Annotated in this window: 21 protein-coding genes; 8 read left to right on the top strand and 13 right to left on the bottom strand. The window is 50.3% G+C overall.

The genetic code is table 11. The annotated features are described in order from the left end of the window. Window positions 1-100: 100 nt before the first annotated feature. Window positions 101-1804: a nitrate/nitrite two-component system sensor histidine kinase NarQ gene (narQ, locus tag B8880_RS10865; protein ID WP_084257628.1), complete on the top strand. Its 1704-nt coding sequence runs from the start codon at window positions 101-103 to the stop codon at window positions 1802-1804. Between the two features lie 21 nt (window positions 1805-1825). After that, complete coding sequence (locus tag B8880_RS10860) at window positions 1826-2329, top strand: GNAT family N-acetyltransferase (RefSeq protein ID WP_084257627.1); 504 nt, start codon at window positions 1826-1828, stop codon at window positions 2327-2329. An 83-nt stretch (window positions 2330-2412) separates the two neighbouring features. Here the strand turns inward: B8880_RS10860 and B8880_RS10855 are convergent, their stop codons facing one another. Then, window positions 2413-4374 (bottom strand): bifunctional 2',3'-cyclic-nucleotide 2'-phosphodiesterase/3'-nucleotidase, encoded by a 1962-nt coding sequence (locus B8880_RS10855; protein WP_084257626.1) that lies wholly within the window; start codon window positions 4372-4374, stop codon window positions 2413-2415. Between the two features lie 213 nt (window positions 4375-4587). Here B8880_RS10855 and B8880_RS10850 point away from each other — a divergent pair, with 213 nt between their 5' ends. Together B8880_RS10850 and B8880_RS10845 are read left to right on the top strand one after the other, a co-directional pair. Continuing rightward, window positions 4588-5406 carry a Cof-type HAD-IIB family hydrolase gene (locus B8880_RS10850; RefSeq protein ID WP_084257625.1) on the top strand — a complete coding sequence of 273 codons (819 nt, stop codon included), beginning with the start codon at window positions 4588-4590 and terminating at the stop codon, window positions 5404-5406. Window positions 5407-5415: 9 nt separating this feature from the next. Next, on the top strand, window positions 5416-6549 hold the full coding sequence (locus B8880_RS10845; RefSeq protein ID WP_084257624.1) for a glycerate kinase: 1134 nt from the start codon (window positions 5416-5418) through the stop codon (window positions 6547-6549). Between the two features lie 65 nt (window positions 6550-6614). Here B8880_RS10845 and B8880_RS10840 read toward each other — a convergent pair whose 3' ends face one another. Further along, entirely contained in the window at window positions 6615-7457 is an 843-nt protein-coding gene (locus tag B8880_RS10840; RefSeq protein ID WP_084257623.1) for a LysR substrate-binding domain-containing protein, read from the bottom strand. A 69-nt stretch (window positions 7458-7526) separates the two neighbouring features. Between B8880_RS10840 and B8880_RS10835 the strand changes: the two genes are divergently transcribed. Next, the gene (locus tag B8880_RS10835) at window positions 7527-8222 is read left to right on the top strand and encodes a LysE family translocator (protein WP_244165636.1); all 696 of its coding nucleotides are present in this window, start codon (window positions 7527-7529) and stop codon (window positions 8220-8222) included. A gap of 10 nt (window positions 8223-8232) precedes the next feature. Here the strand turns inward: B8880_RS10835 and B8880_RS10830 are convergent, their stop codons facing one another. Together B8880_RS10830 and asd are read right to left on the bottom strand one after the other, a co-directional pair. After that, a complete protein-coding gene (locus B8880_RS10830) occupies window positions 8233-9186 on the bottom strand; it encodes an alpha/beta fold hydrolase (protein ID WP_084257622.1) in 954 nt (317 codons plus the stop codon). Window positions 9187-9335: 149 nt separating this feature from the next. After that, window positions 9336-10445 carry an aspartate-semialdehyde dehydrogenase gene (asd, locus tag B8880_RS10825; RefSeq protein WP_084257621.1) on the bottom strand — a complete coding sequence of 370 codons (1110 nt, stop codon included), beginning with the start codon at window positions 10443-10445 and terminating at the stop codon, window positions 9336-9338. Window positions 10446-10616: 171 nt separating this feature from the next. On the opposite strand from asd, the gene B8880_RS10820 reads away from it, so the two are divergent. Further along, window positions 10617-11366: an SDR family NAD(P)-dependent oxidoreductase gene (locus B8880_RS10820; protein WP_084257620.1), complete on the top strand. Its 750-nt coding sequence runs from the start codon at window positions 10617-10619 to the stop codon at window positions 11364-11366. 208 nt (window positions 11367-11574) lie between these two features. Next, window positions 11575-12246: an iron-sulfur cluster repair protein YtfE gene (gene ytfE / locus B8880_RS10815; protein WP_084257619.1), complete on the top strand. Its 672-nt coding sequence runs from the start codon at window positions 11575-11577 to the stop codon at window positions 12244-12246. Between the two features lie 47 nt (window positions 12247-12293). On the opposite strand, the gene B8880_RS10810 is transcribed toward ytfE, so the two are convergent. The 5 genes from B8880_RS10810 to B8880_RS14755 form a co-directional block, all read right to left on the bottom strand. After that, window positions 12294-13544: a chloride channel protein gene (locus B8880_RS10810; RefSeq protein WP_084257618.1), complete on the bottom strand. Its 1251-nt coding sequence runs from the start codon at window positions 13542-13544 to the stop codon at window positions 12294-12296. 17 nt (window positions 13545-13561) lie between these two features. Further along, window positions 13562-14233, bottom strand: coding sequence for a DNA-3-methyladenine glycosylase I (locus tag B8880_RS10805; RefSeq protein ID WP_084257617.1), 672 nt, complete (start codon window positions 14231-14233; stop codon window positions 13562-13564). A gap of 14 nt (window positions 14234-14247) precedes the next feature. Then, window positions 14248-15027 (bottom strand): DeoR/GlpR family transcriptional regulator, encoded by a 780-nt coding sequence (locus B8880_RS10800; protein WP_084257616.1) that lies wholly within the window; start codon window positions 15025-15027, stop codon window positions 14248-14250. A gap of 261 nt (window positions 15028-15288) precedes the next feature. After that, the gene (gene recA / locus B8880_RS10795) at window positions 15289-16374 is read right to left on the bottom strand and encodes a recombinase RecA (RefSeq protein ID WP_084257615.1); all 1086 of its coding nucleotides are present in this window, start codon (window positions 16372-16374) and stop codon (window positions 15289-15291) included. A 135-nt stretch (window positions 16375-16509) separates the two neighbouring features. Then, the gene (locus B8880_RS14755) at window positions 16510-16635 is read right to left on the bottom strand and encodes a hypothetical protein (protein WP_279626861.1); all 126 of its coding nucleotides are present in this window, start codon (window positions 16633-16635) and stop codon (window positions 16510-16512) included. Between B8880_RS14755 and mutS the strand changes: the two genes are divergently transcribed. After that, a complete protein-coding gene (mutS, locus tag B8880_RS10790) occupies window positions 16623-19226 on the top strand; it encodes a DNA mismatch repair protein MutS (RefSeq protein WP_084257614.1) in 2604 nt (867 codons plus the stop codon). The two genes, B8880_RS14755 and mutS, sit on opposite strands and share 13 nt — an antisense overlap. Before the next feature lie 79 nt (window positions 19227-19305). Here the strand turns inward: mutS and B8880_RS10785 are convergent, their stop codons facing one another. From B8880_RS10785 to rdgC, 4 genes are all read right to left on the bottom strand, one after another. Next, window positions 19306-19887 (bottom strand): ATPase, encoded by a 582-nt coding sequence (locus B8880_RS10785; RefSeq protein ID WP_084257613.1) that lies wholly within the window; start codon window positions 19885-19887, stop codon window positions 19306-19308. After that, the gene (locus tag B8880_RS14530) at window positions 19871-20044 is read right to left on the bottom strand and encodes a hypothetical protein (RefSeq protein WP_167370577.1); all 174 of its coding nucleotides are present in this window, start codon (window positions 20042-20044) and stop codon (window positions 19871-19873) included. Before B8880_RS14530 ends, B8880_RS10785 begins: the two co-directional genes overlap by 17 nt. Window positions 20045-20276: 232 nt before the next feature. Further along, on the bottom strand, window positions 20277-20507 hold the full coding sequence (locus B8880_RS10780) for a YgaP-like transmembrane domain (RefSeq protein ID WP_084257612.1): 231 nt from the start codon (window positions 20505-20507) through the stop codon (window positions 20277-20279). A 257-nt stretch (window positions 20508-20764) separates the two neighbouring features. Beyond that, a complete protein-coding gene (rdgC, locus tag B8880_RS10775) occupies window positions 20765-21688 on the bottom strand; it encodes a recombination-associated protein RdgC (RefSeq protein WP_084257611.1) in 924 nt (307 codons plus the stop codon). Window positions 21689-21703: the final 15 nt, after the last annotated feature.

Raw genomic sequence — 21703 nt, 5'->3', positions numbered from 1 at the left:
ATCACATCCTAAATGCATGCTTAATATCACAAAGCCGCTATACCGCACTTTGCAGAATGCTTATAATACCTCTCACCCCAAAACCGCAGGAGCTGAAGCCGTGCAAATCAAAAAATCCGTGACGTCCCGTTTGGCGTATTATTTGGTGTTGATCATCATGCTGTCAGGGCTGTCCACTTGTGTGACCACGCTGATTATGATCAGCAACCATTCCGATGCGGAGATGATTAACGTGTCGGGTTCGTTGCGGATGCAAAGTTACCGCTTGCTGCACGAAATGCAGTATCAACCGGAGCTGCTTGAACATGGAATCCAAACCTATCGCGCCAGTTTGCAAACCCCGACCCTGATGAATCTGGAACGCTTTTATGTGCCGCATTCGGTGCAGAGCGCCTACCGCACTTTGCTAGAAAGCTGGGCGGTGATGGAGCGTTATCTGGTGCAGCAGGAGCCGGAATTGTATCGCCAGAATCTGGAGCGTTATGTCGAGCAGGTGGATAATTTCGTGTCGGTATTACAGGCGTTTTCCGAACAGCGGATTCGTTTTGCGATTTATATCAACCTGTTCAGCCTGCTGTTGATGGTGGTGTTGGGCGCGTATCTGTTGAGTTACAGCCGCAAAAAAGTGGTGGCGCCGCTACAACGTTTGGTCACCGCCAGTCAACAAGTGCAAAACAGTCAATTCCAGCATATCGAACTGGATATCGACAGCGCCAACGAACTGGGCGAGCTGTCGCGCGGTTTCACCCAAATGGCGCAGCAGCTGCAAAAGCTCTACCTCTCTCTCGAAGAACAAGTCAACCAAAAAACCCGTAGCCTGACCCAAATCAACCGCACTTTGTCGATGTTGTACTATTCGTCGCAACAGCTGACCCTGCATGAAATCACCCGTGAAAATCTGCTGACGGTGCTGACCTTATTGCAACAAAATGAGAAGTTGCAAATCGTACGCTTGATAGCGAACGGCAATGAAATGTTTAATTTGGAAGTGGGCGAAGAGCATTCGAACGCCAATTGGCAAACCACCCGCCTGACGATTAACGAACAACATTTGGGCAATTTAAACTGGCAACGCGGCGATCACTACCCCGATCTGCGCACCATTGAAAACATTGCGCAAATGTTGGGACGCGCGATTCATTCCTATCAACTGCTACGCCAGCGGCAACACCTGATTTTAATGCAAGAGCGGTCGATTATCGCACGCGAACTGCACGATTCGTTGGCGCAAGTGCTGGCGTATTTACAGATTCAGCTGACCTTGCTGAAACGCAGTATTTTGCAAGAGGTGAATGCCGGACAAGCGGAGAAAAGTTTAACCATTTTACACCAATTCGAAACCGCACTTAGCGATGGCTACACCCAACTGCGCGAGCTCTTGGCAACGTTCCGCCTGACCGTGAGCGAATCCAATTTGTCGTTGGCGCTTCAGGAGGTGATTGACTCGCTGCAATCCCGTTCCGAAGCCAAAATCGTGCTGGATTGCGCTTTGCCGTCGCAATTGTTAAACGCACAACAGCAGATTCATCTGTTGCAAATCGTGCGCGAAGCCGTGTTGAACAGTATCAAGCACGCCCATGCCAACCTGATTGAGGTGATTGCCCGCACCAATGCCGACGGTGAAAATGAGGTGCTGATCCGTGATGACGGCGTGGGAATCCCGTCGTTAAACGAGCCGAGCGGGCACTACGGCTTGAATATCATGCACGAACGGGCACAGGAGTTAAATGCCAAATTGCAAATCTGCCGCCGGACAAGCGGTGGCACTGAAATTCACCTCTTATTGGCAAACAGTGTGGAATAGCAAAACATAAAGGGAAGTAGAATGAAGCCGCTCAACATTGAAAAATCACACTCACAGGATCTGGCTGAAATCGTCGCGATTTATAACCAAACTATTGCCTGCCGTCGTATTACTTCCGATTTAGCGCCGATCAGCATCAGTGATCGGCAAGCGTGGTTTGATTTTCACCGCAACAGCGAACGCCACCCGATTTGGTCGGTGCGCGATCATGATAACCGCTTGATCGGTTGGGCAACGTTGTCACCGTTTTACGGGCGACCGGCTTATGGCATCACCGCCGAAGCCAGTTTTTATCTGGACAAAAGCGTGCAAGGAAAAGGCGTCGGCACACAAGTGGTGCGGTTTTTACAACAACAAATGCAGCCGCTGCAGTTCTCAACTTTGTTGGGTTTTGTGTTTAAAGGCAACCCTGCCAGTGTCGGTGTGCTGCAAAAGTGCGGTTTTCAGATTTGGGGCGAGCTGCCGAATATCGCCGATATGCAGACCCACCACGAAACCTTGCTGCTGTTGGGCTATCAAGCGTAACGCAGCGCAACAGAAACGCCGCCACGACGTTTCTGTTGCAGATTACCGTCAAAAAACAGCCGTCAAAAACTGCCGTCAAAAAATCACTTGCTCAAATCCAACCGATACAAAGCAAAACCGACATCATCTTGCCCGATTTTTTGCATCGGGTATTGGGCGTGCTGTTGAATGAAGGCAGCGGCTTTTTCCGACGGTGAGGTTTCAAACACCACGTTCAGGTTGGCATTCGGGATCGCTTTGAAGCGCCAGTTGTTGTCCGCTTGTGGTTTTACTTCACCGTCTTCTTGGCTCACACGGCGAATATAATCGGCTAAAATCGTGCGATTTTCATCCGGCGCGGCAAAGGCGAGCTGGCTGCCGTCGGTGCCGGGGAATTTATTGCCGAACGCGCGGTAGTTGTTGGTGGCGATCAAAAATTCTTGTTTCGGATCAATCGCTTTGCCGTCAAAGGTCAAATCCGCAATCCGCTCCGCCGCCGGATTCACCAGTGTGCATTCGCCGTCGTAACGTGCCGGTTGGGTCACGTCCACTTGATAGTTCACGCCGTCAATCACATCAAAATTATAGGTGCGGAAATCGTCCCAATTAATCAAGGATTGTGCGTCGCTTTTGTTCGGATCGATTTGGTTGAACTGTCCGGCGGAGCACTCCAGCCACTCTTTCACCTGCGCGCCGTTGATTTTCAGCGCCACTAAAGTATTCGGATACAGGTACAAATCGGCGGCATTGCGGAAACTCAACTGTCCGCCTTCCACTTCGGTGTAACTGGTCGGATCGTTTTTACGCCCGCCGGTTTTAAATGGGGCGGCGGCGGATAATACCGGTAATTTCTCCAGCTCCGGATTGCCTTTCACGAAGTTTTTAACATAATCCCGCTGTGCCAGATTGACGATTTGAATAGTCGGATCATCTTGCACCAATGCCAAAAAGCTGTACATTTTGTCAGCGGCTTTGCCGATCGGCTGATTGACATATGCTCGGGTATTGTTGTGATCTTCTGCCAGCACTTTGACAATGTCGGGATGCGCGGCGGCAACCGCACTTTTGCTTTGGTTGTCAAAAATCGGGCGCACTTCGGCACGGGCGTTTGTGACCAGCCACTTGCCGCTGTCATTATTCAAATTCAAATCGATAATCCCAAGGTGGCTGCCCCAAGATCCCGGCATCACCGCAGGAATGCCGTTAATAGTCCCTTTTTCCAAATCGACATTGGCGACATCGGCAAAATCTTTGCTCGGGAACAAGCCGTGCGCGTGACCGAACGCAATCGCATCAATGCCGTCGATTTGCGCAATATAGGCAACCGCATTTTCCGCCAACGGCTGATAATCCGTTTTCGATAAACCGGAGTGCATTAACGCAATCACGATATCCGCCCCTTCGGCTTTCATTTGCGGCACCAGCTCGCGTGCGGTTTCGGTGATGTCTTTCACCTCTAACTTGCCGTCGAGATGTTTTTTGTCCCACGTCAGAATTTGCGGCGGCACAAAGCCGATATAACCGATTTTAACCACCTGTTTTTCACCTTTGTCATCAAGCAGTTGGTAATCTTTGATCAGATAAGGGGTGAAATACGGCTTGCCGCTGGCAAGGTCGATCACATTGGCGCTGACATATGGGAAGTTGGCACCTGCCAGCGCAAGATCCATAAATGCCAAGCCGTAGTTAAATTCATGATTACCGACGGTGGCGGCATCGTAATTCAGCAGGTTCATCGCTTTGTAAACCGGATGAATCTCACCTTTTTTCAAGCCTTTACTAGCGATATAATCCCCCATCGGGCTGCCTTGAATCACATCGCCGTTGTCCACCAACACGCTGTTTTTCGCCTCTTGACGGGCTTTGACAATTAAATCGGCGGTGCGCGCCAGACCGAATTTCTCGGACGGTGCATCTTTATAGTAATCATAATCCAACATATTGGCGTGCAAATCGGTGGTTTCGATAATGCGCAAGTCCACGTTCGCCGCCAGAGCCGAGTGCGGTACGGACAAGACGGCAGCGATCAGTGTGGTCAGTAAAGCCGGTTTGAAAGACATAACCATTCCCTCATGTAAACGTTAATTATCCATTTAATATCATGGCGTTTCAGATAAAGTGATTTATTCTATGCCAATCGTCGGCGCTTGCAAGCGCCGGCATTAAAAACCGAAAGTGCGGTCATGATCAGAGTGATATTTTGTGATTAATCTCACATAATTATCTTCCGTCGGCGCCGAAAGCAGTGTTATTCTTGCAGCAAACGCAAGGAGAAACGAATGAGCAAATACAAATTGATTGCACTGGATTTAGACGGCACGTTACTGAACACGCAAAAAGAGATCAGCGCACGCAACCACGCGGCGATTACGGCAGCGCGGGCGCAGGGGGTTTATGTGATTTTAGCCTCCGGCCGACCGTATATCGGCATGCAAAAATATATGCGGCAGCTGGGCATGACCGGTGACGATGATTATGTGCTGTGCTTTAACGGCGCACGGGTCGAACGGGCGACGGACGGCTATGTGATCAACAGCCGAATGTTAAGCGGCAAAGATGCCAAACGGGTGGCGCAGCATGCACAGCAAATGGGCTTGAATACCCATGCTTTTTCGCCGACACGGGGGCTGATCACACCGCAAGCCAGTTTTTATACGCAACACGAAGCCGATTCCAATGGAATTGATTTTACGATTATGGACTTTGCCGAACTGGAAGACGGCGAACCGATCATCAAAAGCATGATTATCGATCCGCCCGAACGGCTCGATCCTTTCGCCGCCGCCGTGCCGACCGCACTTTCGCAGCGCTATACCGTCGTGCGCAGTGCGCCGTTTTTCCTTGAGTTTATCCACCCGCAAGCCAACAAAGGCGCTGGCGTGGCAAGTCTGGCGCAACATTTGCAGATCCAACCTGAAGACATTATTTGCTGCGGCGATGCCGGTAATGATCTGCATATGCTGCAATACGCCGGTCTCGGCGTAGCGATGGGCAATGCCACGGACGAGCTGAAAGCGATTGCCGACTACATCACCGCCGACAACAACAGTTCCGGCGTTGCCGAGGTGATTGAGAAATTTATCTTGCATTCCCGATGAGGATTTATCATGAAAATTGTCATTGCCCCCGATTCGTTTAAAGAGAGCCTGACCGCACTTGAAGCGGCAGACGCCATTGAAACCGGTTTTAAAAAAGTGTTTCCGCACGCAACATACGTCAAAGTACCGATGGCGGACGGCGGCGAAGGCACGGTGCAGTCGTTGGTCGATGCCACCGGCGGCAAGCTGCTGAATGTGGAAGTGACCGCACCGTTAGGCAATAAAACCACCGCCTTTTTCGGCTTGTCCGGCGACGGCAAAACCGCCATTATCGAAATGGCCGCCGCTTCCGGTTTACATCTGGTCGTAAGCGCAAAACGCAACCCGCTGTTGACCACCAGCTACGGCACCGGTGAATTGATTAAGGCGGCGTTGGATCAAGGTGTCGAAAAAATTATTTTAGGCATCGGCGGCAGCGCTACCAACGACGGCGGCATGGGTATGTTGCAAGCCTTGGGCGTGGCGTTCCGCGACAAGCAACAACAGCCGTTAGGCTACGGCGGTGCGGAACTGGACCGCCTTGCCGAACTGGATTTGAGCGCGTTAGATCCGCGTTTACGGCAAATCGAACTCGAAGTGGCTTGCGATGTGGATAATCCGCTGTGCGGCGAACAGGGCGCATCCGCCACATTCGGCCCGCAAAAGGGCGCAACGGCGGCAATGGTGCAACAATTGGATCAGGCTTTGGCGCACTTTGCCGCCGTCGCTCGGCAGCAGCTCGGCATTAACATCGCCGACACCGCCGGTGCCGGTGCGGCTGGCGGAATGGGCGGCGGTTTGCTGTTATTGCCGAAGGTGGCTTTGCGACCAGGGGTACAAATTGTGGTCGATGCGGTCAATTTGGCGCAGCAGGTGCAAGATGCCGATCTGGTAATCACCGGCGAAGGGCGAATCGACGGGCAGACCGTACACGGCAAAACGCCGATCGGCGTGTCCAAAACCGCCAAACGCTTTAACAAACCGGTGATCGCCATTTCCGGCTGCCTGCGTGACGATTACGAAGCGGTGTATCAACACGGCATTGATGCGGTTTTCCCGATCATCACCCAACTGGGCACGCTGGAAGAGACGTTGGCAAACGGGCGCAAAAACCTGATTTCCAGCGCGCAAAATATCGCGCGGATTTATCGCTTAAGCCGTTAGTTTCGCCGCACAACCGCACTTAGATTCAGCTTAAAGTGCGGTTCGCAACCGCACCTTGATCTTGCCTAAACCATCTCTTTTTTCAGCCAGTGTAAAAACGCGGTTTTATTGCGGCAGGTTGCAAACGCCGTTTGCGACAGTAGGTAGTACGCCGAACCGTCGGCAATAAAGCCGTGCGGCGCCTGTAAAATCCCTTGTTCGATTTCATCATGCACCATAAAGCGTGAGGCAATCGCCGCGCCCATGCCGGCAATCGCCGCTTGAATCGAAAGATAAAAGTGCTCAAAATAAATATCGCCCTGATAGCGGCGATTCTCCAACCCGCTGACCTGCCGCCAGTTTTGCCACGCCTGCGCACGGGTGTGGGTGTGCAGTTTTTTCAGTTGGGTTAAGTGCGGACGTTGCACCAAACCGATTTGCTCCTCGCTGATTTTTTCGGCGTAAAGCTGCGGCGGCCAGCGGAAATCATTACGCCGAATCGCAACGTCAATGCCCTGCCGTTGGAAATCGACTGCACCGCCGGCGGCCAAAATCACCGGATTAAAATCATATTGTTGCTGAAATCGGCTGATTCTGGGGATCAACCATTTCATCGCCAGCGTCGGCTCGCACGAAATCACCAGTTCCTGCCGGCGCCGCTGTTGCATGCGTTGAACCGCACTTTCCAATCCGGCAAACGATTCACGGCAGCATTGATATAAAATCGTACCGCTGTTTGACAACACCAGATTGCGTCCCTGTTTTAAAAACAGTAGCACGCCGAGATGCCGCTCCAAGATTTTCAACTGTTTACTGACTGCGCCGTGGGTAACGTGCAGCTGCTCGGCGGCGGCACTCAAGCTGCCGTATTTGGCAACGAAATAGAAAAACTTGACGGCATTTAGCGGCAGCGTTTTAATCTGTTCCAAAATCTCACACTCTTGTGACAATATTTCGATTTTATTTTGTCTGAAAACAGGACAAAATAAGCTAATAACATGATGGTACGATATAAAAAACAGGCGTTTATTTCAACTGTTTTTATCGATAACAATACAGAGAAAAGCAATATGACGGAATTATTGGCGGTCGCCACCATCACCATTTTGGCGGTGATCAGTCCGGGCGGCGATTTTGCGATGGTCACGCGCAACAGCTATCTTTACGGCAAACGGGCAGGTATCGTCACCGCCGTCGGCATCGCAAGTGCGGTCTGGATTCACGTCAGCTACACCTTATTAGGGGTCAGCGTGCTGTTACTCAAATTTGCGTGGCTGTTTCACAGTATCAAACTGCTGGGCGCGCTGTATCTAATCTACATCGGCGTAAAAACCTTTCGACACCGCCCGGTCAATGTGAGCTTATCCAATCCGCAAAACGGACAGGGCGAAAGTGCGGTGTTAACCGATCTTCAAGCCTTTAAAAACGGTTTTGTCACCAATGCGCTAAACCCGAAAACCACGCTGTTTGTGCTGAGCACCTTCAGCCAAATCGTCAATCCGCACACGCCGTTGGGCGTGCAAATCGGCTACGGTGCGTTTATGTCGTTGGCGCATCTGTTTTGGTTTGCCGCCGTGGCCATGTTACTGGCAACAACGACAATCCGTAACCGCTTGTTGACGAAGCAGGTTTATGTCAACCGCCTGATTGGCGTGCTGTTGTGCGGTTTAGGCGCGTTGCTGCTGTCAGCGTGATCAATTCATGCTAAGTTTGTTGTAAAAAATCCGCGATCTTATCCATCGCCAGCGTACGAATCGGATCGCGCTCGAACAGGATTTCATGTTTGGCATTATGGATTATCTCGTGCCGCAAATCAGCGAATAATCGGGCGTGATGTTCAATTTGCCGATTGGAGACAATCACCTCTTTTTCCGCCTGCAGCACCAGCACCGGAACGTTGATTTTCTTAATCGCGCGCGGCAGTTTGCCGAACTGGTTCAGACATTGCGACACCCAGCGGAAAGTCGGGCCGCCGAGATGCAGCTCCGGGAAACGGCGGTTGATCCGATTGGTCCACTTCATACGGGTTTTGCAAAAACTCAGATCATTGTGTTCCGGATCCAGCGGTTTATACGACGTGCGCCCGAAAACATAGCGCTGCTCCTGTCCGAGCAGCACCATCAAATGCACGCTCAGCGTGTCCCAAAACGGATGTTTCAACGGCAAGGCAAACAATGGTGCGTTCAAGATCAGTTTGTCAATCTTGTGCGGATATTTTGCCAAATACAGCGTGGCGATTAAGCCGCCCATCGAATGCGCCAACATAATCTGTTGCCGGTAATCATAACGTTGATTAACGCTGTGCAGCACCAAATCCAAATCGTCCAAATAGTAGTCGAAACGATCGATATAGCCTTTTTCCGGATCTGCCAACAAGCGCTGCGAATAGCCTTGCCCGCGGTGATCAAAGGTCAGCACATCGAAGCCCTGATGATAAAAATCATAGGCGATTTCCGTCCATTTCAACAGATTCTCGCCGCGCCCACTGACCAAAATCATCAGTTTGCGCGCATTTGTCAGCTCACGTTGGTCATGTTCAAAAAAACGGTAGGCAATGCGGCAACCGCGCTGCCCATCAACATATTGCAGCGTAAACCGTTCGGCAAACGGCTTCAACGTTTTTAACGCAAACTGCCCGAAGTGCGGTTCTCGCTCCATTGACTATCCTTAAATCAGCTTTAACCATGCTGATTAGTGTAGCGCGTAATCGGCGCGATTTCGAGTAAAGAAGTGACAGGAAAACAGAGAAAAAGTGCGGTTGCTACCGAATCGCAACCGCACTTGAAGACGGATTCAAAGCTGAAAAATTATGCCACCAGCAGGCGCAAAATACGGCGCAGCGGTTCGGCAGCGCCCCATAACAACTGGTCGCCGACGGTGAATGCCGCCAAATATTCAGGCCCCATATTCAGTTTACGCAAGCGTCCGACCGGCACGCTCAAAGTACCGGTGACTTTGGTCGGGGTTAACTCACGCAAAGTCGCTTCTTTGTCGTTCGGAATCACTTTCACCCATTCGTTGTGCGCCGCCAAAATCTGCTCGATTTCCGCCAACGGCAGATCTTTTTTCATTTTGATGGTGAATGCTTGGCTGTGGCAGCGCAAAGCGCCGATCCGTACGCACAAGCCGTCGATTGGAATCGGGCTGTCGGATAGACCTAAAATTTTGTTGGTTTCGGCATAACCTTTCCACTCTTCTTTGGTTTGCCCGCTGTCGAGCAATTTATCGATCCACGGAATCAGGCTGCCCGCCAACGGTGCGCCGAAGTTTTCAATCGGCAAATCGCCGCGCATTTTATCGGCAACCGCTCTTTCGATCTCTAAAATCGAGGAAGCCGGATTGGCTAAATCGGTTTTGACCACGTCGCGCAATTCGCCCATTTGCACCAGCAATTCGCGCATATTTTTCGCACCGGCGCCGCTGGCGGCTTGATAAGTGGCGACGGACACCCATTCCACCAAATCTTTTTCAAACAAACCGCCTAATGCCATCAACATCAGACTGACGGTGCAATTACCGCCGACATAGGTTTTCACGCCTTTGTTCAAGCCGTCGCGAATCACATGTTCGTTGACCGGATCCAGCACGATAATCGCGTCTTTTTCCATGCGCAGGGTAGAAGCCGCGTCGATCCAGTAACCGTTCCAACCGCCGGCGCGCAGTTTCGGGTAAACCTCGCTGGTGTAATCGCCGCCTTGGCAGGTCACGATAATATCCAGCGCCTTCAATTCGTCAATGTTAAACGCATCTTTCAACACGCCGCTGTCTTTGCCGCCAAACTCAGGCGCTTTTTGACCGGCTTGCGAAGTAGTGAAAAAAACCGGATTGATATGCGCAAAATCCTGCTCCTGCTGCATACGATCCATCAAAACGGAACCGACCATTCCGCGCCAACCGATAAAACCTACGTTTTGCATATTGTTTCCTTAAAGTATTTTGATGTTGTGTTTTAATGTTGTTTTTTAATTTTCTGTTCTAATTAATTACAACATCACTTCAATAAAAGCAACTCTTTTAGCAAAAATTTTTACCGCCGGCACCGCTTTTTGTTATATTGGGTTATCCAAACTCACCAAAGGAGAATCGTTATGTTAGCTCTTATTACCGGCGCCAGCGCCGGATTCGGCGCCGCCACCGCCCGTTTGCTGGTACAACACGGACATCGGGTCATCATCACTGCCCGCCGCCAACCGCGCTTGAGTGCATTGCAACAGGAACTGGGCGATCAGTGTCTGGCGCTGGCATTTGATGTTTGTGATGAACAAGCCACTCTCAACGCGCTCCACAGTTTACCACCGGAGTGGCAAGAGATTGATTTGTTGGTGAATAACGCCGGATTAGCGCTGGGCGTAGCCGCGGCACAAGACAGCAAACTCGCTGATTGGCAACAGATGATCGCCACCAATATCGGCGGTTTGGTCAGCATTACCCATGCGGTTTTACCCGGCATGGTCGCCAGAAATCGCGGACATATCATCAATTTAGGCTCGATTGCCGGTGATTATCCTTATCCGGGCGGCAATGTGTACGGCGCCACCAAAGCCTTCGTCAAGCAGTTCAGTTTGAATTTGCGCGCCGATTTGCTCGGCACGGCGGTACGGGTGAGCAATGTCGAACCGGGCTTGTGCGGCGGCACTGAGTTTTCCAATGTACGTTTTTACGGTGATGACGCCAAAGCGGAGGCGCTCTATGCCAATGTCGATTACCTGACCCCGCAGGACATTGCCGAAACGATTGTTTGGATCGCCGAACGTCCGGCACACGTCAACGTCAACCGTCTTGAAGTCATGCCGGTCGCCCAAGCGCCTGCCGGTTTGGCGGTCAAGAAAAAAGTATAGCGCTGCCCCGCACTTTGTTGCTTTGTTGCTTTGTTGCTTTCGGTGGCAAAGTGCGGTTTTTCCCTTCTTTTTCCTACTCAATTCAAGGTATTTGATTTGATACAGATCATATTTTCTTAAAAGATAGATAAAAAATACTGTTTTTATTTTTTAAATACCTTACTATTTAACTCAAGTTTTATCCACTCCGTTTACATGAGGAAAAAAGATGTCATTTGAAGATAAAAAATTAGGCGAATTAGCCGTGGCGATTCCGGGGGCAACCAAGCTGTTTCGTGAATATGATCTGGATTTTTGCTGTGGCGGTGCCAATACTTTGGGCTTTGCGGCAAAATTGAAAAATCTGAATCTGGCGGAAATTGAAAAACGCTTAGCCGATCTGGCAGAAAATCAAGAAGCAAGCGCAGAACAGGACTGGACACAGGCCGCCTATGCCGACACCATTGAGCATATCATCGCCCGTTACCACCAACGTCATCGTGAACAATTGCCCGAACTGATTTTGTTGGCGGAGAAGGTGGAAAACGTACACGGTGATCGCGCAGATTGCCCGATGGGTGCGTCTGCGGTACTAAAAGCGATTCATGCCGACCTAAACCAGCATATGCAAAAAGAAGAACAGATTTTGTTCCCGATGATCAACGCCGGTCAATACGCGATGGCGCGCATGCCGATTCAGGTGATGGAACACGAACATGACGATGCCGGACAGCAGGTGGAAGTCCTGAAATCGCTGACCAACAATGTCACCCCGCCGACCGATGCCTGCAACAGCTGGCGCGCGCTGTACAGCGGCATTAATGAATTTATTGATGATTTAATGCACCATATCCATTTGGAAAACAATATTTTGTTTCCGCGCGTAGTCAACGAAGCTTAAGCCGGCCAATACGGCAAGTTCAATACCGCACTTTGCTCGACCTTGAGCTAAAGTGCGGTTTTTGTTTTATCCGCATGATCAAACAACCCCTTCTCGACACACCAGGCACTGGCGACCGCCAATGCCAGCGGCAATACAATCTCGACCGGCGCGCGGGTCAGTTCCAACGCAAATACAATGGCAGTCAGCGGCATTTTCAGCGAGACCGCCAAAAATGCGGTTGCGCCGATTAAGGCGGCGGTTTCGATTGAAATTGTCGGAAAAAAGCCGTTCCAAGCCAGCGCCAGACTCAGCGCCAAGATGCCGCCCAACATCATCGACGGCGTGATTAAGCCGCCGTAAGCCCCTGCCGCCAATGCCAACAGCACCACCAACCATTTCATTAACAACAACGTTAAACCGCTGTGCCAATCCAACAAACCGGCAAACGCCAATTGATTACCGGCTTTGCCGTTACCCAATACATCGGGGAAAAAGATCGCCACCACGCCAATCAGACTGAACAGCAAAATTGCCAACGGGATAATCCGTTTGTCATCGCGCGCAATAATGGGAAAAAGTGCGGTCGTATAGCGAAATAGCTTGACGCTGACGGTTATCAACGGCCCGATTAACAGTGCAAACCACAATAGCGCATGGTTGACCTCCACATTAATCAAGTGATACTGCACCAAATCGCCCAAGGTATAACGCACCACCAGCGTTGCGGTGACAGAGGTGAGTAACGCCGCAAAAATGACGCGCGGATTCAGCGCCAGTACGAGGGTTTCCAAAATAAAAATCGTGGCTGCCAACGGCACGTTATACACCGCCGCCAAACCGGCTCCGGCGGCGCAGGCAATCAGCAGGGCGGCATCGTCATCACTCAACCGCACTTTACGAATCCACAGCGAAGCAAACGCCGCACTCATTTCACGCGGCGCGCCTTCCCGTCCTAACGGTGATCCCAAGCCGACGGTGATAATTTGCAACAAGGCGTGAGCCAGCGTGGTAAACAGCGGCATGCCTTGTTGCGGATTCGCCATCGCGGCTTTAAAACCGACCAAGCGGCTGCCCCAACGGTGAATGGCATACCAACCGCCGCCGGCCAAAACACCGCATAGCGTCAACACCAACCAACGCCGTTGCGGCGCGGCATGCTCCGCACCAATACGAAAAGCAATCTCTTCGCCGTGCAGGGCGTAACCAAAAGCGTGATGTTGAGTGAAATGCATCAGCTCGGTCAAGGCAAAACCGACCAAACCGGCAAGCACACCGACCACCAACAGCGAAAGAAAAAAACGTAAACTGATATTCATCTGTGCCGATTCCGTGTCTATCCCATGCTGAACGTCACAATCTGGCTGATGTGGCTGAGCGGACGGCCGCTTTGTTGCTGCCATTCAGCGAAGACTTGCTGTGCAATCGTAAAACTACGCTGGGTTTGAATGCCGCCGTCAATCAGTTTGTGATTGCGTAAATAGGCCTCGACGTCATGGGTCAGCAGAAAAGTATCTTTGCCCACGGCCCGCAAAGTATAAGCGCCGGTGTTGCCGCCCAAACGCTTGCCGTTGCGCTTCAAATATTGCCAAAGTGCGGTAATGTTCCCACTGTCCCATTCCGCCAGCAAACGGGAAAATCCGCCCTCCAGATTGGCTTGATAAATCATCTGTGCATTTTGCTTAATGGTGGCGACTTTCGACCAATTGCGGATAATGCTCGGATCCTGCGCTTTCTTTTCCCACAATTCATCGGGCATCATCAACAGTTTTTCAATCTCGAAGCCCCAAAAAACCTGCTCGAAACTGTCCCATTTTTGGTTGACAATCCGCCAGACAAAACCGGATTGGAAAATTTTACGGGTTAATTCCGCCAACCAGCGGTGATCGGGCACGTCCAATAATTGCTGTGTGGATTTCACTTCGCAGAGCAACGCTTGCAACCGCGCTTCGCCGCCTTTTTGCTCGGCGGCGCGCTGATAAATATCGTCAAATTTTTCCAGAATCATAACTACGCTGTATTTTAAGCAAGGGTTTGATGTTGTGCCAAACAGAGTTCCAGTTTGACATTATGTTGTTGCAGTAACTGCATAATTTTTTGCGGCGGCGGCGCATCGGTCAGCAAGGTATCGACATCATTGAGCGAAGCCAACCGCACAATCGCCTGACGGCTGAATTTGGAGTGATCCGCCACCAGCAAAATGTTGCGCGAGCTGTGCATCAACGCCCGTTTCACCTGCACTTCATGGAAGTCGTAATCCAACAGCGTGCCGTCCTCGTCAATCGCACTGATACCCAAAATGCAGTAATCCAAACGGAATTGGGAGATAAAATCTACGGTTGCCTCGCCGATGATTCCGCCGTCGGAGCGCAGGTTGCCGCCGGCAATCGTGATTTCAAAATCCGGATTTTTCATCAAAATATGCGCCGCATTCAGGTTATTGGTGACAATGCGCAAATTTTGATGTCCCAACAGGGCATAAGCCACCGCTTCCGGCGTGGTGCCGATGTCGATAAACAGCGACGAACCGTTTTTAATCAGCGCCGCCGCCCGTTGCGCTATCGCTTGTTTTTCGTTGGAAAAGAAACTTTTGCGTTCGGAATAATCGCTGTTTTCGCTCGTGGAGGGAGAAGCTGCGCCGCCATGATGACGGCGGATCAAATTTTGTTCGGCCAATTCGTTTAAGTCGCGTCGAATAGTTTGCGAGGTCACGTTAAATACCGTCACTAAATCTTCGGTGCTGATATAACCGCGCTGTGTGACCAGCTCGACAATTTGCTGGTGACGAATCGATTGTTTCATCTTCCCTCCTTTTTTAAATTTATTGAATATTATTTAGCCTAAGCTTTTGCTTAATATACCTTAAATTATCGGTTTTTTGGGAAGTGGCACGAGAAAAAATACGTTAAATCGGCAAGCGGCCGAGGTATAACCAGATCGGCACAGTGATATTATAAAAAAGTGCGGTAAAATTGACCATTTGCTTAGCCTCTTTTGCTTAGCCCCTTTGACCGCACTTTGCGTTTACCTTACGGTATCTGCCGTAACTTGTTTTGCCGATGATTATGCTTCGTGCTCAAAATCATCTTCGGCATCAGCCTCCGCACCGGCTTCGGCAATTAACGCCTGCTCCGGATGCGCCAGCAACTCGGCGCGTAATTTGGCTTCCAACTCCGCCGTTTCCTGCGGATGCTCCGCCAGCCATTTCATCGCATTGGCACGGCCTTGCCCGATTTTACCGCCGTTATACGCATACCAAGCACCGGATTTTTCCACCAGTTTGTGTTTCACGCCCAGCTCGATTAATTCACCGTTTTTCGAGATCCCTTCGCCGTAAACGATTTGGAACTCTGCTTGGCGGAACGGTGCGGCGACTTTGTTTTTCACCACTTTGACCCGCGTTTCGCTGCCGATCACCTCTTCGCCGTCTTTCACCGCACCGGTACGGCGGATATCCAGACGTACCGACGCATAGAATTTCAGCGCATTACCGCCGGTGGTAGTTTCAGGATTGCCGAACATCACCCCGATTTTCATCCGGATTTGGTTGATAAACACCACCAAACAGTTGGCGGTTTTGATGTGGCCGGTCAATTTACGCAGCGCCTGCGACATCAAACGTGCCTGCAAGCCCATATGCGAGTCGCCCATGTCGCCTTCGATTTCCGCTTTCGGGGTTAAGGCGGCAACGGAGTCGACGATAATCACATCAACCGCGCCGGAGCGCACTAACGCATCACAAATTTCCAACGCCTGTTCGCCGTGATCCGGCTGAGAAACCAACAGATCCTGCACATTCACCCCCAATTTATTGGCATAAATCGGATCGAGGGCGTGTTCGGCATCAATAAAGGCACAGGTTTTGCCCTCTTTTTGCGCTTGCGCGATCACCGAAAGAGTCAGGGTGGTTTTACCGGAAGATTCAGGCCCGAAAATTTCCACAATCCGCCCCATCGGCAAGCCGCCGATACCCAACGCCACGTCCAAACCTAACGAACCGGTCGAAATCGCCTCAACGTCGAGCGCTTGCGAATCGCCGAGCCGCATGATCGAGCCTTTTCCGAATTGTTTTTCAATCTGCCCTAACGCCGCCGCCAGTGCTTTCTCTTTATTTTCACTATCGACTTTTTCAACTTTCTTCTCAGCCATGATAAACCTCAGGTATTTAAATCAGAATCAACATAATTGGCGTCATTATACTGTATGATTATACAGTATCAAGCGGAATTTTGATCTTTTTTTGAGAATTTGATCCCGATTCCAAAATTTAAGCGTTTAATTTGTCTAAACCGCACTTTTACCGATAAGCGATTGATCATCAGGCGGTGATTCAGTATCATTTTTGCCTTTATTGTTTTCCACAATCGTTCCGACCAACCCGCGACAAGGCAGCCCCGATGAAAGAGTCATTCGACAGCAGTTTTTCCGATCATACGCCGATGATGCAGCAGTATTTGCGTCTGAAAGCTGAAAATCCCGATATTTTACTGTTTTATCGCATGGGCGATTTTTACGAATTGTTTTATGACGATGCGAAAAAAGCGGCGCAGTTGCTGGATATTTCGCTGACCAAACGCGGCAGTTCCGCCGGACAACCGATTCCGATGGCGGGCGTGCCTTATCATGCGGTCGAGGGGTATCTGGCGAAGTTGGTGCGTTTGGGCGAATCTGTCGCGATTTGCGAGCAGATCGGCGATCCGGCGGCTAGCAAAGGGCCGGTGGAGCGGCAGGTGGTGCGGATTGTCACGCCGGGCACGGTCAGCGACGAAGCCTTGCTGCCGGAGCGGCAGGACAATCTTATCGCGGCGGTTTACCAGCAAAAAGAGCGGTTTGCCTTGGCAACGCTGGATATGGCGTCGGGGCGTTTCCAGATTAGCGAACATGATGACAAAGCCGGTTTGCAGGCGGAGTTACAACGCAGCGCCATTGCCGAGCTGCTGTATGACGAGGAGTTTGCCGACACCACGATTTTGCAGCAGTGTCGAGGTTTGCGCCGCCGTCCGATTTGGGAATTCGAGCTGAATACCGCACTTCAACTGTTGAACCGTCAATTCGGTACCAAAGATCTGAAAGCATTCGGCGTTGAACACGCCAAACTAGGGCTGTGCGCCGCCGGTTGTTTGCTGCAATATGCCAAAGAGACCCAGCGCACCGCCTTGCCGCATATCAATGCGATCAGCCTGTTGCAAAACAATGATTTTATCGTGTTGGACGCCGCCACCCGCCGCAATTTGGAACTGACCCAGAATCTGGCGGGCGGCAACGATTATACGTTGGCATGGGTGCTGGATCACTGCGTCACGCCGATGGGCAGCCGTTTGTTAAAACGCTGGATTCATCAGCCGATTTGCGATGTGGCGCAATTGCGTAAACGGCAAAATGCGATTTCGGCGATTTTGCAGCAGGATTTGATCGGCGATTTACAGCCGTTGTTGCGCCAAGTGGGCGATATGGAACGGATTTTGGCACGGGTGGCGTTGCGTTCCGCCCGTCCGCGCGATCTGACCCGTTTGCGCACCGCACTTGAACAGATTCCGTTAATTAAAAATACAATAAATCTACAAGATTCGCCGCCGTTAACCGCACTTTGCCGCATGATCGACGATTTTTCCGCACTGTGCCAATTGTTGCAAACCGCGCTGGTGGAGACCCCGCCGCTGCTGATTCGTGACGGCGGCGTGATTACCGCCGGTTATCATGCCGAGTTGGACGAATGGCGCGAGCTGTCCGCCGGCGCCACCCGTTTCTTGGAGGAGCTGGAAGCCAGAGAGCGTGAAGCGACCGGGATCGACACCTTAAAAATCGGTTTCAACGCGGTGCACGGCTACTACATTCAAATCAGCCGCGGACAGGCGGATCGCGCGCCGATTCACTATGTGCGCCGCCAAACCCTGAAAAACGCCGAACGCTATATTATCCCCGAACTGAAAACCTATGAAGACAAAGTGCTGAAAGCCAAAGGGGCGGCATTGGCGTTGGAAAAACAGTTGTACGACGAGCTGTTCGAGCAACTGTTACCGCACTTGGGCGAATTGCAGCTTGCCGCCTTAACGCTGGCGCAGCTTGATGTATTCGCCAATTTGGCGGAACGGGCGCAAACGTTGAATTACAACTGTCCGCAGTTTACCGATCGCATCGGCGTGGAGATTCGACAGGGACGGCATCCGGTGGTAGAAAACGTGATGCGCGATCCGTTTATCGCCAATCCGCTGCAGTTAAATGCGCAACGCCACTTATTGATCGTTACCGGGCCGAATATGGGCGGAAAAAGCACCTATATGCGGCAAACGGCGTTAATCGTGCTGATGGCGTATATCGGCAGCTTCGTACCGGCGGAAAGTGCGGTTATCGGTCCGATTGATCGGATTTTCACCCGTATCGGCGCTTCCGACGATTTGGCGTCGGGGCGCTCGACCTTTATGGTCGAGATGACCGAAATGGCGAATATTCTACATCAGGCCGGAGAAAAAAGTCTGGTGCTGATCGATGAAATCGGGCGCGGCACGTCCACTTACGACGGCTTGGCGCTGGCATGGGCGTGCGCCGAATGGCTGGCGAAAAAACTGCGTTCGCTGACCCTGTTCGCCACCCACTATTTTGAATTGACCGTGTTGCCGCAGCAGTTCGACAGTGTCTTCAACGTGCATTTGGACGCATTGGAACACAACGACAGCATTGCGTTTATGCATGCGGTGCAAGACGGCGCCGCCAGCAAAAGTTACGGCTTGGCGGTCGCCGCTTTAGCCGGTGTGCCGAAAAACGTGTTGAAACTGGCAAAACAGAAACTCAATCAATTAGAACGGCTGTCGCAACAAAGCGGCGATCAAAAATTACAGCAGCTGCGCGAAATGACGCAGGCGCAGGGCGAATTACCATTGGTGGAGGAGGACGAGGGGAAAAGTGCGGTCTGGCAAATGCTGCAACAGCTTGATCCAGACGATTTGACGCCGAAACAAGCACTGACTTATTTGTATCAGTTGAAAACCTTGGTGAAAGGTTAAGATAATTGATTCTGATGGGAAAGTAGGGGCGGATTATATATCCGCCCGAACCGAGCTTTGCATTTTGCCTACTATGCCCCTAGTGATTTAGTGCCTGTTTTAATTCTGCACACCACTCCGGCAACACATCAAGCCACTGGGTTAATTTATTTCCTTTAAGATGAAACACCAAATTCGGTAGTTCTTCCGAATTGTCATAAATAAACACTTCGTCACAAAGTGGTAAGATTTTAATTAAATTTTGCAAACTGATGTCGTAGCGGTTGCGAATTGTTGCTTCATCAATAAAATGTCCGCCGCTCGCCACTCTTGCTTTTACACGATCAATATTGATGGAAACGCTATTTACACCCACATAATTTAATCGCACATAGAAACCATTGTCTTTGGTTTTTTTTATACGTTGCAAAATGGAGTTGCCTGATAATGTGGATTCCATTGAAAACGAGATTTGATGTTCAACCGCAAATTTAAATAATTCAATCGCTTTTCTGCCAGCAAGGCTATCCACCAAGCGTGGATTTTCAGGGTTAATTTGCATGGCGATATGATCAGAATCAATCACAATTTGCACTGTATCTTTATTAAATCCACGCAATGTGGTTTTACCCGCACCGTTTGTACCGCAGTAGAAAATCGCAAGATTATTTTGCTTTGGCATATTCAATTACTTCTTCGCGTCCGTCAGGATAATGGCGAACAATATTCCCATTCGCGCGTTGAAACGTCAGCACTTCACGCTTTTTCTTATCGTCCATCCACGCCTTAAATTGAATGTGCAACTGGCGTTGATGTTCGGCAATTTGTTGGTTTGTCATTTGCGTTCTCCAATGGCTCATATCGTTCAGTAATGGATGAGAGTGTTGTTCATTATATACCTGAAGACAGCCCATTGTCAGTATTCTGAGCTTATCCAAATTTTTGAATAAATACTGATTCACGCTAATTACATGGATACCGCACTTTGTAAACGGGCGGATATATAATCCGCCCCTGTGTGACTTAATCAGTAACCTTTGTTAATAGCCTGTGGGGAAATTTCCCCTTATTTTATTTCGAATAATCTCTGGATAACTTCGGCAGTTTCATACTGACTTTGCTGGCAAGATAAGTGCAAGTGCAAAAACCGGTCAGACCGCTGGTCAGCATATTAATGCCGATCCATAAACAGATCCACAGCCAGTGCGCACTGATAAACAACGGGCTGGCGGAGAGCCCGAACAGTAAGGAAAGTAAAATAAACACGCCGCGAATGATATTTACTAGCTGCCAACAACCCACGCTAATCGTCCTTGAATTTTAGTTAGTTACACCGTTAAACACCAAATATTTTTCAAAAAAGTCAGACGCGTTACAAGTATAACTAAAAACATTTATAAAAAAACACATGTAGATCAAATTATTATCAGATTTTATCCGGCCGAATATTTTTCCGGTCAAATAAAACCTAATAAAAGTATAGCTAACGGAAAGGGCAATCTTTGCAATATTTCCCCTTTTTCTTATATTTTTTACAACACTTGTTTTTCTTTGCCATATTACTGAATTTTATCCGCCAGCGACGCCGATTCACCACCGAATACGTCCAACAAACGCTCGCTCAATTGCGACAAAATGCCGCTCATCAAAATAAAATCCGCATCAAAGCGCTGAGCGTAATCTTCCTTCAGAATGTCATCATTTTTCTCGCGCACGTTATCGGCGAACTTCACCCGCTTCAAAGTACAGTCTTGAGCGAAAATAAAACTGAGGTGCTCTTCCCATTCCAACGCCAAACGGGTGATCTGTTTGCCGACGGCAAAATGATTTTGCATCTCTTGGCTCTCCAAATCCTGCTGTTTGCAACGGATCACCGCCTCGTCGGTGGTGGAAGTCAGTTCCGCTTCGCCAAGTGCGGTCAGCCATGCCGGCAAATTGTCGTTGGCGATCCAATCGGTCATCACCACCGCCGGATCATTGGCAAACATTAGCGGTACGACCGGCAACGATCCCAGCGATTTGCGCAGCAATGCCAACGCATCTTCCGCCCGTTTTGCCGACGCGGCGTTGATATAAATCAGGTCGTTGACCGAATCAATCCAAAGTGCAGTTTGCTGTTTTTTGCTAAAGGCGCGCGGCAGCAGTTCATTCACCACATCGTCTTTCAAGGTCTGTTTTTCCACTTTGCTCAGCTTGCGCTGCTCTTTTTCTTGCACGCTGTCAATGCGCTGCTCCAGCTCCTGCTTGATCACCTGCGCCGGTAGCATTTTCTCCTCTTTTTGCGCCACCAGCAGGCTTTGTCCGTTGACGCTGAAATGCAGCAAATCGCTACCGTTCAGCGGCTTTGCCCAGCCGAATTTGCTTTGATCATGGCTACCGCAGGGAAAAAACGCGTGATTTGCCAAACTGTTGTCCAACGTTTGACTCGACCAGTCCAATTTTTTGCTTAAACGGTAAACCATGACATTTTTAAACCAATACATAAATCTCTCTTTCTG

Origin of the sequence: Pasteurella testudinis DSM 23072, from assembly GCF_900176075.1 — a bacterium.
In the GTDB taxonomy this organism is placed as follows: domain Bacteria; phylum Pseudomonadota; class Gammaproteobacteria; order Enterobacterales; family Pasteurellaceae; genus Chelonobacter; species Chelonobacter testudinis.
Note: the sequence above shows the minus strand (reverse complement) of the source record. Positions and strands in the feature narration are given on the sequence as shown.

Excerpts from the sequence above, each read along its gene's own strand:
- B8880_RS10805 (WP_084257617.1), bottom strand. The coding sequence starts at position 14,233 with ATGATTCTGGAAAAATTTGACGATATTTATCAGCGCGCCGCCGAGCAA.
- B8880_RS14755 (WP_279626861.1), bottom strand. The coding sequence starts at position 16,635 with ATGACTCTTTCATCGGGGCTGCCTTGTCGCGGGTTGGTCGGAACGATT.
- B8880_RS10835 (WP_244165636.1), top strand. The coding sequence starts at position 7,527 with ATGATGGTACGATATAAAAAACAGGCGTTTATTTCAACTGTTTTTATC.
- B8880_RS10800 (WP_084257616.1), bottom strand. The coding sequence starts at position 15,027 with ATGAAACAATCGATTCGTCACCAGCAAATTGTCGAGCTGGTCACACAG.
- ytfE (WP_084257619.1), top strand. The coding sequence starts at position 11,575 with ATGTCATTTGAAGATAAAAAATTAGGCGAATTAGCCGTGGCGATTCCG.
- B8880_RS10860 (WP_084257627.1), top strand. The coding sequence starts at position 1,826 with ATGAAGCCGCTCAACATTGAAAAATCACACTCACAGGATCTGGCTGAA.
- mutS (WP_084257614.1), top strand. The coding sequence starts at position 16,623 with ATGAAAGAGTCATTCGACAGCAGTTTTTCCGATCATACGCCGATGATG.
- B8880_RS10820 (WP_084257620.1), top strand. The coding sequence starts at position 10,617 with ATGTTAGCTCTTATTACCGGCGCCAGCGCCGGATTCGGCGCCGCCACC.
- asd (WP_084257621.1), bottom strand. The coding sequence starts at position 10,445 with ATGCAAAACGTAGGTTTTATCGGTTGGCGCGGAATGGTCGGTTCCGTT.
- rdgC (WP_084257611.1), bottom strand. The coding sequence starts at position 21,688 with ATGTATTGGTTTAAAAATGTCATGGTTTACCGTTTAAGCAAAAAATTG.
- B8880_RS14530 (WP_167370577.1), bottom strand. The coding sequence starts at position 20,044 with ATGACAAACCAACAAATTGCCGAACATCAACGCCAGTTGCACATTCAA.
- B8880_RS10845 (WP_084257624.1), top strand. The coding sequence starts at position 5,416 with ATGAAAATTGTCATTGCCCCCGATTCGTTTAAAGAGAGCCTGACCGCA.
- recA (WP_084257615.1), bottom strand. The coding sequence starts at position 16,374 with ATGGCTGAGAAGAAAGTTGAAAAAGTCGATAGTGAAAATAAAGAGAAA.
- B8880_RS10850 (WP_084257625.1), top strand. The coding sequence starts at position 4,588 with ATGAGCAAATACAAATTGATTGCACTGGATTTAGACGGCACGTTACTG.
- B8880_RS10810 (WP_084257618.1), bottom strand. The coding sequence starts at position 13,544 with ATGAATATCAGTTTACGTTTTTTTCTTTCGCTGTTGGTGGTCGGTGTG.
- B8880_RS10785 (WP_084257613.1), bottom strand. The coding sequence starts at position 19,887 with ATGCCAAAGCAAAATAATCTTGCGATTTTCTACTGCGGTACAAACGGT.
- B8880_RS10830 (WP_084257622.1), bottom strand. The coding sequence starts at position 9,186 with ATGGAGCGAGAACCGCACTTCGGGCAGTTTGCGTTAAAAACGTTGAAG.
- B8880_RS10855 (WP_084257626.1), bottom strand. The coding sequence starts at position 4,374 with ATGGTTATGTCTTTCAAACCGGCTTTACTGACCACACTGATCGCTGCC.